At 71.7% G+C, this 11,358-nt stretch carries 13 protein-coding genes; 8 read left to right on the top strand and 5 right to left on the bottom strand.

Annotation, left to right across the window (positions count from 1 at the left end; translation table 11 throughout):
• Positions 1-281: 281 nt before the first annotated feature.
• Complete coding sequence (locus L0B03_RS08110) at positions 282-1,346, top strand: LacI family DNA-binding transcriptional regulator (protein WP_250445309.1); 1,065 nt, start codon at positions 282-284, stop codon at positions 1,344-1,346.
• Here L0B03_RS08110 and L0B03_RS08105 read toward each other — a convergent pair.
• The 3 genes from L0B03_RS08105 to L0B03_RS08095 all read right to left on the bottom strand — a co-directional run bounded on the left by L0B03_RS08105 (position 1,320) and on the right by L0B03_RS08095 (position 2,930).
• Entirely contained in the window at positions 1,320-1,784 is a 465-nt protein-coding gene (locus L0B03_RS08105) for a hypothetical protein (RefSeq protein ID WP_250445308.1), read from the bottom strand. The two genes, L0B03_RS08110 and L0B03_RS08105, sit on opposite strands and share 27 nt — an antisense overlap.
• 258 nt (positions 1,785-2,042) lie before the next feature.
• Complete coding sequence (locus L0B03_RS08100) at positions 2,043-2,312, bottom strand: hypothetical protein (protein WP_250445307.1); 270 nt, start codon at positions 2,310-2,312, stop codon at positions 2,043-2,045.
• A gap of 111 nt (positions 2,313-2,423) precedes the next feature.
• Complete coding sequence (locus tag L0B03_RS08095; RefSeq protein ID WP_250445306.1) at positions 2,424-2,930, bottom strand: hypothetical protein; 507 nt, start codon at positions 2,928-2,930, stop codon at positions 2,424-2,426.
• Between the two features lie 216 nt (positions 2,931-3,146).
• Here L0B03_RS08095 and L0B03_RS08090 point away from each other — a divergent pair, with 216 nt between their 5' ends.
• The 5 genes from L0B03_RS08090 (at position 3,147) to L0B03_RS08070 (ending at position 7,721) form a co-directional block, all read left to right on the top strand.
• On the top strand, positions 3,147-4,238 hold the full coding sequence (locus L0B03_RS08090; RefSeq protein WP_250445305.1) for a sensor histidine kinase: 1,092 nt from the start codon (positions 3,147-3,149) through the stop codon (positions 4,236-4,238).
• Positions 4,235-4,840 (top strand): response regulator transcription factor, encoded by a 606-nt coding sequence (locus tag L0B03_RS08085; RefSeq protein WP_250445304.1) that lies wholly within the window; start codon positions 4,235-4,237, stop codon positions 4,838-4,840. Before L0B03_RS08090 ends, L0B03_RS08085 begins: the two co-directional genes overlap by 4 nt.
• Positions 4,841-4,919: 79 nt before the next feature.
• Complete coding sequence (locus tag L0B03_RS08080; RefSeq protein ID WP_250445303.1) at positions 4,920-5,597, top strand: class II aldolase/adducin family protein; 678 nt, start codon at positions 4,920-4,922, stop codon at positions 5,595-5,597.
• An 80-nt stretch (positions 5,598-5,677) separates the two neighbouring features.
• Positions 5,678-6,829 (top strand): lactaldehyde reductase, encoded by a 1,152-nt coding sequence (gene fucO, locus L0B03_RS08075; RefSeq protein WP_250445302.1) that lies wholly within the window; start codon positions 5,678-5,680, stop codon positions 6,827-6,829.
• 73 nt (positions 6,830-6,902) lie between these two features.
• Entirely contained in the window at positions 6,903-7,721 is an 819-nt protein-coding gene (locus L0B03_RS08070; RefSeq protein ID WP_250445301.1) for an alpha/beta fold hydrolase, read from the top strand.
• A gap of 84 nt (positions 7,722-7,805) precedes the next feature.
• Here L0B03_RS08070 and L0B03_RS08065 read toward each other — a convergent pair whose 3' ends face one another.
• Together L0B03_RS08065 and L0B03_RS08060 are read right to left on the bottom strand one after the other, a co-directional pair.
• Complete coding sequence (locus tag L0B03_RS08065; protein WP_250445300.1) at positions 7,806-8,288, bottom strand: hypothetical protein; 483 nt, start codon at positions 8,286-8,288, stop codon at positions 7,806-7,808.
• 118 nt (positions 8,289-8,406) lie between these two features.
• Positions 8,407-9,792, bottom strand: coding sequence for a glycoside hydrolase family 5 protein (locus tag L0B03_RS08060; protein ID WP_250445299.1), 1,386 nt, complete (start codon positions 9,790-9,792; stop codon positions 8,407-8,409).
• Positions 9,793-10,265: 473 nt separating this feature from the next.
• Between L0B03_RS08060 and L0B03_RS08055 the strand changes: the two genes are divergently transcribed.
• Together L0B03_RS08055 and L0B03_RS08050 are read left to right on the top strand one after the other, a co-directional pair.
• Positions 10,266-10,562, top strand: a complete 297-nt coding sequence (locus tag L0B03_RS08055; protein ID WP_250445298.1) for a hypothetical protein — start codon at positions 10,266-10,268, stop codon at positions 10,560-10,562.
• 120 nt (positions 10,563-10,682) lie between these two features.
• Positions 10,683-11,358: LacI family DNA-binding transcriptional regulator (locus tag L0B03_RS08050; protein ID WP_250445297.1), on the top strand; the 676-nt coding region annotated here is incomplete at its 3' end.

The following is an 11,358-nucleotide window of genomic DNA, read 5'->3' as shown; positions in this document are numbered from 1 at the left end:
CGACCCGCGCAGCAGCGCGGGGCCGACGCCGCGTCGCCCGCGGGTCGCGGCGAGCACCGGGACGGCCACCCCGAGGGAGGACCGGCCGCCTGCGGCAAGCCCGAGGACGGTGGATCTCATCAGTGTTCCCATGGCACGGGTCTACCTTCTCCGCGGGGTTCCGGCCATCGGGGCGACCCCGGGGAGCGCCGATGACCACGGAGGAGCGTGGGACCGTCGTCCCCTCGCGCCCGGGTCCACGGACGCGAGAGGGTGTGGACGTCCGGAGGGGAGGTGGTCGCGTGGGCAAGGCACGGATCGGTGACGTCGCGGCGCTCGCGGGCGTCTCGGTGGCGACCGTCTCGAACGTCCTGAACCGACCCGAGAAGGTCACCCCACCGTTGGTCGACCGGGTGCGCGCCGCTATCGACGAGCTCCAGTACGTGCCCCACATGCCGGCCCGTCAGCTGCGCAGCGGGCGCAGCGCAACCATCGGCATCAGCGTCCTCAACGCCGCGAACCCCTTCTTCGGGGAGATCGTCTCGGCGGCCGAGCTCGCCGCCGTCGGGCGGGACCTGTCGGTCATGGTGGGCAGCAGCCACGAGTCGCCCACCTCGCAGGACAAGTACCTCGACGTGTTCGAGCAGTTCCGCTTCGCCGGGATCATCGTCACCCCCGTCTCGCAGGACCTCGAGCGCCTGTGGCGGCTGCACGCGCGGGGTATCCCCGTGGTGCTCGTCGACCAGGAGGACCCCACGCGGGTGCTGCCGTCGGTCTCGGGGGACCACCTCGCGGGCGGTCGGCTCGGAGGCGAGCACCTCGTGACGGCGGGCTGCACGCGGGTGACCTTCGTGGCCGGGCCGCTCGCCGTCCCGCAGATCGCCGAGCGGCTCCAGGGGTGCGAGGAGGCGATCGGCCACCACGCTGGCGTCGAGCTCACGGTCCACTCCGGACCGGGCATGGACATCGACCTGGGCCGCGCGGCGGGTGAGGAGATCCTGCGACTGCCTGCAGGCCGACGGCCCGACGGCGTGTTCGCCGCCAACGACATGCAGGCCATCGGCATCATGCAGGCGTTCCTCGGGGCGGGCCTGCGGGTACCCGAGGACGTGCGCATGCTGGGGTACGACGACATCGCCTTCGCGGCGGTCGCGGCCGTGCCCCTGAGCTCGGTGCGGCAGCCGAGCCGCGAGATCGGCGCAGCGGCGGCGAACCTGCTGCTGGAGCCGTCGACCGCAGGGCAGGACGGCTTGGCTGCGCGGGTGCGGTTCACCCCGGAACTCGTCGTGCGGGACAGCACCGCTGGTCCCGCCGTCGGAGTACCTCCCTCGGAGAATCCGTCAGTAGGCGTCGGTGCTGACGGCTAGGCAGTCGCTGACCGCTGTGAGGTCGCTCCCTGCGTGCTCGTCGACCTCTCCGCTCGTGTCGTACGTGGCGCTGAGCCCTGCGGGCGGAGCTCCGACGCCGACGGGCGAACCGCCGCACATGTGCGAGACGAAGTCGTCGTCGCGCTCCATCCACAAGCACACCGAGCCAGCGTCCTGCTCGGCCCACTGCACGAGGAAGAACGAGGCGCCGTCCTGCTCGTGCAGCAGCCGGGAGTCCTCGGGGGTGTCACCGTCCGAGTCGGTGGTGGTGACCTCGTCCCCCGGTCCGGCCTCGGACTCGAAGACCTCATGCGGGTCGCACGGGAACTCAGGTGCTGAGCTGCAGGCTGCGACAGCACCGGTCGTGAGGAGCGCGAGGGTTGCCGCCCAGCGCGGGTGACGGCGGCGTGCTCGACCATCGTGCCGGTGTCTTGTCATCACGACGAGTAGATCAAGGACTGAGGGGACAGACAAGGTGTCCGGCGTCGGAGCGTGCGCCTTACGCTCGTGCTGCTGGCCGACCGGACGGTAAGGCCACGCTCGGGTCGTCCCGCCCAGGCGGGTTCGAGAAGGTCCGGAAGTAGACCCCGGCGTGACGCCAGCACACGATGCCGGCGTCGTCGCCGTTCGGAGCGGCCCGCCCGGCCACGTCCTTTGAACCGTCCCGGGTCTCGGTGCGATGCGGTGTCGATTCGGTCAACGGCCCTCTCCCCGCCGCCGGCCGACCCGAAGCCGCCGCACCGCGACGAGCACCATCTCCCAGAAGCCGAGGGCCAGGGCGAAGGCGAGCCCGGTCAACGCGTAGGCGGCAGGTCGGTTCTCCTGCATGATCGACGGATCCGTGACGAGGACGACGGCGGTCGTGCCCAGGGCGTAGAGCGCAGCCCTGAGGTGGCGCGTCCGCACCTCGCCCGCCGTCTCGGCTCGTGCGCGCGGGCCCGGGTCCCGGCCGCTCCTGCGTGACATGACTCCCCCTCGACGCGTCGCCATCGGACGCCCCACCGTCTCGGCCACCTGCGGCCCCTCGCAACCTGGGACGGACGAGCCATGGCCCGCTCCTCCGACCGGGGGTCTCCCTCAGCCGACCCAGCCGACGACGAGGTGGCTGAAGAACCCGAACAGCACGCCCCAGGCGACGATCGAGATCCCCATCCACGCGTAGACGCTGCGCGCCGACGCGCCGATCGCGACCATCGTCGGTCCGGTGAACTGGCTGGGCAGGGCGAGCGGGCCGAGCAGCGAGACGCCGGGGACGCCAAATCGCTCCATGTACTTCGCCACCTTCTGCCGGCGCTTGGACTGCACCGGTGCACCGGTGCCCTGGCGCCCGTTGACGACGGCGGAGCGCGCACGACCGGCGCCGGCGATGAGCAGGAACGTGGAGATCGCGTTCCCGACGGAGGCGACGGCGACCGCGACGATGGACTCCATCCCGACGAGGATGCCCATGAAGCTGCCCAGGTAGGACTCGATGAAGGGGATGGCGCTCACCAGGAGGAGCGCGCCGATCTGCTGCCAGGACTCGAGGTTGCCCACGAACTCGAGCAGCTGAAGGAAGAAGTCGCCGATACCATCGAAAAGCATGGTGGATCCTCACTCTCGGACGTGACCGCGACGCCGTCGGTCGAGGGCATCGCGGAACTGGATGGCTTCAGCCTTCCTCGGCGCGTGCGCGCGCAGGAGTGCCACCAGGTCACCAGCTGGGCATGACACGGCGTCACTGTTGCTCGGCGATGTGGCGGACGGAAGATGGCGGTGCAGACCCGCTCCCAGGCCGCTTCGAAAGGTGCGAGACAGGCCATGACCACTCCGGAGGCGCGCCCGCTCACCCGCATGCGCTTCATCACCACCGCCGTGATGGTGGGAACGGTGAGTCTGGTCGGCGGGCTCGCGCTGATCCTCTCGGCCGGGCCCTGGTGGCACCCCGTCGTGGTGGCGCCGAGCTTCGGTGTGGCCGTCTGGCTGGCGAGCAGGTGGCACGACCCTCCCCGCCTCGCGGTGCTGGTCTCCGCTCTGGCGCTGGCGCAGGCGACCTGGGTGGCTGCCGTGCTCGTGCGGATCGATGTCCCGGCGGTAGCCCCGGTCGCGATCGTCGGCGGGATCCTGGTCGTCTCCCGGGCTCGCTTGCGAGGCCTCTGGGCGGTCGCGTTGCTCGCCATGATCGGCGCCACAGGCCTGCTGAGCATGGTGAACAGCCCCGGCTCGACCGTCGGGTACGTGGCCGGAGCCCTCTTCTACGCCACCATCTTCATCGCCACGTTCTGGCTCAACGACATCGCGTGGCGACTGTTCACCGAGCTCGACGCGATGCGTGCCGCGGAGGCCGAGCTGGCGGTCGTCAAGGAGCGGATGCGGTTCGCCGCTGACCTGCACGACATCCAGGGCCACACCCTGCACGTCATCAAGCTCAAGGCGGCGGTCGCGGCGCGTCTCCAGCATGTCGACCCTGAGCGCGTGGCTGCCGAGCTCGCCGAGATCGAACGCCTCACGGGCGAGACGATCGACCAGGCTCAGCACCTCGTGAACTCGACCCGCCAGCTGTCCTTCACCTCCGAGCTCGCGAACGCGACGGCGCTCCTGACGGCGGCCGGTATGGACGTCGACATCTCCGGTGAGGACACGCGCCACGCGGCCGACGAGGAGATCTTCGCGCTCGTGCTGCGCGAGGGCACCACCAACATCCTTCGTCACCCGGCGGCACGGACCGTCACCATCGCGATCACGGACGATGCGCTCACCATCAGCAACGACGGTGCGCCCGCCACCGCTCGGCCCGAACGCGGGCTCGCGGCCTTGCGTGAGCGGGTCGCGCGGTCCGGCGGTGCCTTGAGTGTGTCCCACGACGGCGGCTCGTTCACGCTCAGCCTCGACCTGGTCAGGGCTGCGGCATGACGATCAGCGTCGTGCTGGCCGACGACGAGGGGCTGATCCGCACGGCCCTCGCCACCCTCCTGCCTCTCGAGGGCGACATCGCGGTGGTCGCCGAGGCGGCCGACGGGCACGAGGCGCTCGCCGCCTTCGCGGAGCACGAGCCCGATGTGCTGGTGCTCGACCTGGAGATGCCCGGCCTGGACGGGCTCGACGTCGCCGGCGCTGTGCTCTCCGACCGGCCCGACCAGCCCATCCTCATGCTCACCCGGCACGCCCGGCCCGGCATGCTGCGCAGCGCCCTGCGTCTGGGCGTGCGCGGGTTCCTCGGCAAGCACTCTTCGCCGGACACCATCGCGGAGGCGATCGCGCACGTCGCCGGGGGTGGTCGCCACGTGGACCCGAGCGTCTCCGCGCAGGCGCTCATCGACGACTGCCCGCTCACCGAGCGCGAGAAGGACGTGCTGCGCGTCGCGAGCGACGGCTACTCCTCCTCTGACATCTCGCGCATCCTCCACCTCGCCCCCGGCACCGTGCGCAACTACCTGTCGAGCGCCATCGGCAAGACCCACACGACCACCCGGCACGACGCCGCGCGCTACGCGCGGGAGCAGGGGTGGATCTGAACCCAGGACTGACGTCCCTGGTTCCTCGACCGTGCCTCAGGGATGCTGGATGAAACGATTCACTCACCTGGGAGAGAGCATGAGCCAGCAGACCGTCACCCGCCCCGGCCTCGCCGACCCGAGGCTCCGCGAGGAGATCCTGTACTACTGCCGCGAGTCGGTGCGCTGCGGCCTCAACTTCAACACCCAGGGCAACATCAGTGTCCGGCTTCCCGGCGTGCTCGACGGTGAGGACGCGGTGGTCATCACTCCCAGCGACGTCCGCTACGACGCGATGCACCCCGAGGACATGCTCGTGGTCGACATGCACGGCACCGTGCTCGAGGGGGAGCTGCTTCCTTCGACCGAGCTGCCGGTGCACCTCGAGCACTACCGCCGTCGGCCCGACGCCCAGGCGATCGTCCACACCGAGTCGACCTTCGTGAACGTCCTCGGCGCCCTGGGCCGGCGGATCGACCCGGTGCTGCTCAACATGGTGCTCTACGCCAAGGGCCCGGTCCCGATCATGCCCTTCGAGTTCTCGACCAACGCCGACTTCGGCCGGCGCAGCGCCGAGCTCATGGGCGACGACGTCAACGCCGTCGTCTGGGCCAACCACGGGCTGCTCGCCGTCGGCGTCTCGCTCAAGCTGGCCTTCAAGGTCGCCGTCGCCGTCGAGGAGAACGCCGAGGTGCTCTTCCAGGCCGAGCGCGCGGGCACCCCCACCGTCCTGGTCTACGACCAGATCGCGATCCCCGAGGGCGCACGTCTGCCCTGACCCGCTGCTGGTCCTTGGTGGACCAGCGCGACCCACACCCCGCGGGGCACCGACGCCTCGCACGCACCAGGAGGCCCACGATGGTCCACCGCATGATCCTCAACCAGACTGCCTACTTCGGCCGGGGCGCCGTCGCGAGCGTGCCCGACGAGATGCGCGCGAAGGGCTACCGCAAGGCCCTGGTCGTCACCGACGCGGTGCTGCGCGGCAACGGTGTCGCTGACCGCGTCACCTCCACCCTGGACGCAGCGGGGCTCGCCTACGAGGTGTTCGACCAGGTGATGCCTAACCCGACCATCGAGGCCGTCCAGGCCGGGGTCAAGGCTTTCGAGGCCGCGCAGGCCGACTGCCTCGTCGCGATCGGCGGCGGCTCCCCGCAGGACACCTGCAAGGCCGTCGGGATCATCGTGGCCAACCCGGAGTTCGCCGACGTGCGCAGCCTCGAGGGCGTCGCGCCGACCACGCGCCCCTCAGTGCCGATCATCGCGGTACCCACGACCGCCGGGACCGCAGCCGAGGTGACGATCAACTACGTCATCACCGACGTCGAGAACCGGCGCAAGTTCGTGTGCGTGGACCCGCACGACATCCCGCTGGTCGCCGTCGTCGACCCCGACCTGATGGACGGCATGCCGCGGTCCCTGCAGGTCGCGACCGGCATGGACGCCCTGACCCACGCCATCGAGGGGTACACGACCCTCGCGGCCTGGTCCTTGACCGACGCCCTGCACCTGACAGCGATCGAGATGATCGCCCGCTCCCTGCCCGCCGCCGCCCGCGGTGAGGCCGACGGGGTCGAGGGCATGGCTGTCGGGCAGTACGTGGCCGGCATGGGCTTCTCCAACGTGGGGCTGGGCCTCGTGCACGCCATGGCCCACCCGCTCGGCGCCTTCTACGACACCCCCCACGGCATCGCCAACGGCGTGCTGCTGCCCGGGGTCATGGCCTTCAACGCCGACCACACCGGGGAGAAGCTGCGCGCGGTGGCCCGGGCGATGGGGGTCGACGGCGTGGAGGGGCTGAACCTCGCCGAGGCGCGGAAGGCCGCGGTCGACGCGGTCGCGACCCTGGCCCGCAGCCTCGACGTCCCCGAGCGCCTGCGTGACCTCCGCGTCCGCGAGGAGGACCTGCCCGCCCTGGCCGAGGCCGCCCACGCCGACGTGTGCGCCGGCGGCAACCCGCGACCGGCCTCGCAGGAGGAGATCCTCGCGCTGTACCGCCAGATGTTCTGAGGCGGCCCCTCAGGTCGACGACGCCGGGCCGGGGGTCCTGCGGTCCGGCGCGTCACCTGCCTAGGCTCGAACCATGGAGACCACGGGCACGCTCGACCGGATCGCCTGGCACGCGTGGGGGGAGCCGGACGCCCCGACGGCGGTGCTGCTGCTGCACGGGGTGACCGACGCGGGGGAGGTGTGGCGCCCCGTCGCCGAGCACCTCGCGGCCCGCGGCGCCTACGTCGTCGCCCCCGACGCACGCGGGCACGGCGGCTCGATCCTGCCCGAGGAGCCCTTCACCATCGCGGGCCTCGCCTCGGACGCCGCGCGCGTGCTGCGCGAGGTGATCGGCCGCCCGGCCCTCGTCGTCGGGCACTCGATGGGTGGGCTCACCGCCCAGGAGCTGACCCTGGCCCAGCCGGACCTCGTCATCGGACTCGTCCTGGAGGACCCGGCGTGGGTCTCGGCATGGCAGGCGGGGGAGCGGGGCATGCCCTCATGGATGCCGCCCGCGCTCGCGGCCTACCGGTCGGCGAGCCAGGAGCAGCTCGTCGCACGCTCGCGGGCGGACAACCCGGGGTGGGACGAGGCGGTGCGCGAGCCGTGGGCCGCAGCCAAGCGCGCGCTGGCCCCCGGCCTCACCGAGGTCGAGCACCAGTGGGACGCGCGAGACTGGGCCGAGGCGATGGCTGAGGTCCGTCTCCCGGTGACCCTGCTGACGGGGGACGTCGAGCGCGGCGCGATCGTGACCCCGGCCCAGGTCGCGCGCGTCGAGGCGCTGCTCGGCCGAGCCCCCGACGGACGCCTCACGCACGTGCCCGTCCCCGGGGTGGGGCACTGCATCCGGTTCGAGGCCCAGGAGCGGGTGCTGGAGGTGCTGGACGAGGCGGTTGGTCGGGCGCGGGCCTAAGGAGTGCAACGGGTGCCGCGCGTTGACCTGCACCGTTGGTCCGGCCTTCACCCGACCTGGGCGGCTGGCCCGGGCGGTCGCGCTTCAGTCGACCGGGAGGTCGAGCTCATCGCGGACGCCGGTGCTGACCACCCCGGTCTCGGTCCTCAGGTAAGGGCCGACGACCTTGATGCGGAAGGGCGAATCCCCACCTGCGGTCATCATCTTGAGATCGTCCCGTGTCCCCACGACCCCCGCGTCGCTGTTCTGGATCACCTCGTAGCCGAGATGCGCGATGGCCGCCGCGACCTCGTCCTGGTCGGCCGAGGGCGCCACCAGGCGGGCGGTGGCCTCGTAGGAGACCTGGAAGGCGTTCTTCGCTCCGCCCGCCGACCACCTGCCCCAGGGGTCCTCGATCTCGGCGCCCAGGGCGTCGGCGAGAGCGGGCAGGTCGGCGCGGGCAGCCGCATCGACCTCGTCCCGGCTCTCCTCGAGCGCGGCCGCGTCGTGGACGGTCGCGCAGCCCCCGACGGTGAGGGCGATCACGAGCGCCGCGAGGGCGGCCTGGCGACGTCGCCAGGCGGTCATACGGTGGGCTTCTGGCGTGGCGGGCGGTCCGGGGTCCGCCGCAGTCGGGAGAGTCGATCGGGTTCAGCCACGACGGCACTCTAGGGCAGGTGCGTGGACTGCTCGGCGGGGCCGGTGCTCAGCCCCGCCGCAGATCGGCCCGCAGCAGGTCGGTGAGCTCGGTCCGCTCGACGCACCGGTCCAGCCGGAAGGACCGCGCGAGCTCGGCCGCGCCGTCGGCGTCGAGGCCCGCGAAGCAGCGGGCGAACTCGTCGACCATGGGCTCGGCCAGCAGCACGTGGCGCACGAGCACCTTCATCCACGGGTGCGGCCCCCAGGGGAAGGGGTCGAAGTCGGGGAACTCGGTGGCGAACAGCTCCTCGATGGGCTCGAGCACGTGCCGGATCCCCGCCTCGCTGCCGCCCCAGGAGTCGGTGCCCAGGCGCCGCTTCTTGGCCAGGGCGGGGGCGATGCGCTCGCGGTAGGGGCTGTCCGGTGCGGTGCTGACCAGGCCCTGGGTGCCGATGTCCTTGTAGGTCCACAGGCTCCAGCTCGCGCCGTGCTCGCGGTAGATGTCGAGCTGGTCCTGCAGCAGCCGCAGGGCGCCGGCGTCGCGCTCGGCGTCCCCCGTGTAGAGCGGCCCGAACTCGCCGACCCAGATGGGCGTCCCGGTCTTGCGCATCACCTCGGTGCGCCGCAGGAAGGTCTCGTGCACGACGTCGCGGTCGAAGTGCTTGCCGCGGGTCTCGCCCGGGTAGCGGCTCGGGTTGGCGATCCCCGGCAGGGCGTAGTCGTGCGCGGTCCACACGGCCTGGTCGAACGGCTCGGCGAACATCGAGAAGTCCGTCGAGTATCGGTTGCCGTCGAGGAAGAGGACGTGCTGCGGGTCGATCGCGCGGATGGCCTTCTCGAGGCGGGTGTAGAACGGGCCGATCACCTCGCCGGTGTGGTCGGCGGGCTCGTTGAGCGGGTTGTACCCGGCCACCCAGGGGTTGTCCTTGTACCGGTCGGCGAGCACCTCCCACAGGTGGACGACGCGGTCCTGGAAGTGGGGGTGGTTCCAGAAGGTCGCCCAGCCGCTCGGGTTGTCGCTGTGCCAGTGCTGGTTCTGGTAGCCGGGCACCGCGTGCAGGTCGAGGATCGTGTATACGCCGTGGGCCGCGCAGGCCTCGACGGCCTGGTCCAGGCGCCGTAGCCCGGACTCCTTGATGACGAAGGGGGCGGCGTCGTCCTCGAGGTGGAAGTAGCTGAAGGGGACACGCACGCAGTTCATGCCGAGCGAGGCGAGCAGGGCGGCGTCGGCCTCGGTGAAGAACTCGGTGAGGAACGTGTCGAAGAAGGCCTCGGCCGCCTCGCCCCCGAGCACGCGGGTCACCGCCCGGCGCATCTGCGACTCGGTCGCGGGGTGGCCGGTGATGAAGTTCTCCATCGTCATCCAGCCACCGAGCCCGACGCCGCGCAGCAGGACCTCCTGGCCCGAGCCGTCGCGCAGTCGAGAGCCGTCCACGCGGATACGCGGGTCCATGAGTGCCTCCTCGTCGAGGTAACCGGTTACCGGCGACTCTAGGTGGGGCGGTGCTGGGTGTCCACATGTCCGCTGCGCCAGACTCGGCCCTGCGCCGGCTCTCCGACATCGAGCTGGTGCCCGACGAAAGGTGGGCCCGTGCCCTCGACCCCTCGCAACACCGGATCACAGCACCCGGAGTGGCTCGCGGCGCTCGCTGGGGCCATGGATCGCGTGACGGGAGGCCGTCATCCCCACGATGTGGGAGGTGCCGGGATTGGGCCGTCGGACTCGCCGCCGTGGGGGGCCCTGCCTGCCGAGGCGGCCCAGGATCTGGCGGACTGGTGGTCGTGGGTGGAGTCACGACCCGCTGACGGGCCCGACCACTGTCCGATCCTTCCTGCGCGCGAGACGGCGTTGCCGTTCGAGGAGGCATGGGTCTATGGGGTGTTCACCCGGCAGATCGCCGTCGAGACCCACGACGACCCGACAACATGTGGAGGGAGAGCTGGGTCCCGCTCACCGGCGATGCCGACGGTGCGTTCATCGTCGACACGGCAGCTCCGGGCCTGCCGGTCTACATGTGGTGGCTCGAGACCGGGCTGAACCCTGCTGAGCCGATCGGGTACGGGGTGCGTTGCCTGGCCGAGCACATGACCGAGCTGCTCGACGCCGGCTGCTACCGCTACGACGCGGACGAGCAGCGGTTCAACCGCACCCGCGCCGCTCTGCCCGCCGGCATGACCGAGGCCCACCCCTTGGTGGCCTGGGCGGGACCCCCCGACGGCTGAGGCCCCGGGGCGAACCCCCTGTGTTCCGGCGATGGCATAGTGACGCCCAGCGTCCGACGCCGTGGCGCGCCACGACCAGGCGCGAGCGGTGCAGGCACCACCGATCACGAGGAGACGACCATGTCCGCGACGATGCGTGACGTCGCGCGGGCTGCCGGCGTCTCGGTCAAGACGGTCTCGAACGTGGTCAACGACTTCCCGCACGTCTCGGCCGCGACCCGCGGGCGGGTGCTCGAGGCGATCGAGACCCTGGGCTACCAGATGAACTTCTCGGCCAGGAACCTCAGCCTGGGCCGCACCGGCATGATCACCCTGGCGGTGCCCGAGCTGAGCCTGCCGTACTTCGCGGCTCTGTCGGACGAGGTGATCAGCGCGGCCTCGGAGCGCGGCTACACCGTCCTCATCGAGCAGACCGGGGGGGTCCGCGAGCGCGAGCTCGGGGTGCTGGTCAGCGCGCGCCGGCGCATGACCGACGGGCTGATCTTCTCCCCGCTGGCCCTGCGTGGCCCGGACGCCCCGACCCTCGAGGTCGACTTCCCCGTGGTCCTGCTGGGGGAGCGGTCCCTGCACAGCCGTGTGCCGCACGTCGCGATGGCCAACGTGGACGCGGCCCGGGCCGTCACCGAGCACCTGCTCGCGCTCGGCCGTCGTCGTATCGCCCTGGTCGGCACGTTCGACCCGCAGGGGGCGGGGGCCGGGTCGCTGCGTACCCGCGGCTTCCTCGAGGCGCTCACGGCGGCCGGCATCGAGCACCGGCCCGCGCTGACCGGCCCGGCCCAGGCGTGGACCCGGAGCA

Source organism: Actinotalea sp. C106, from assembly GCF_023630195.1.
Lineage (GTDB): Bacteria > Actinomycetota > Actinomycetes > Actinomycetales > Cellulomonadaceae > Actinotalea.
The sequence above is the reverse complement of the archived record's forward strand: the minus strand, read 5'-3'. Positions and strand labels throughout refer to the sequence as shown.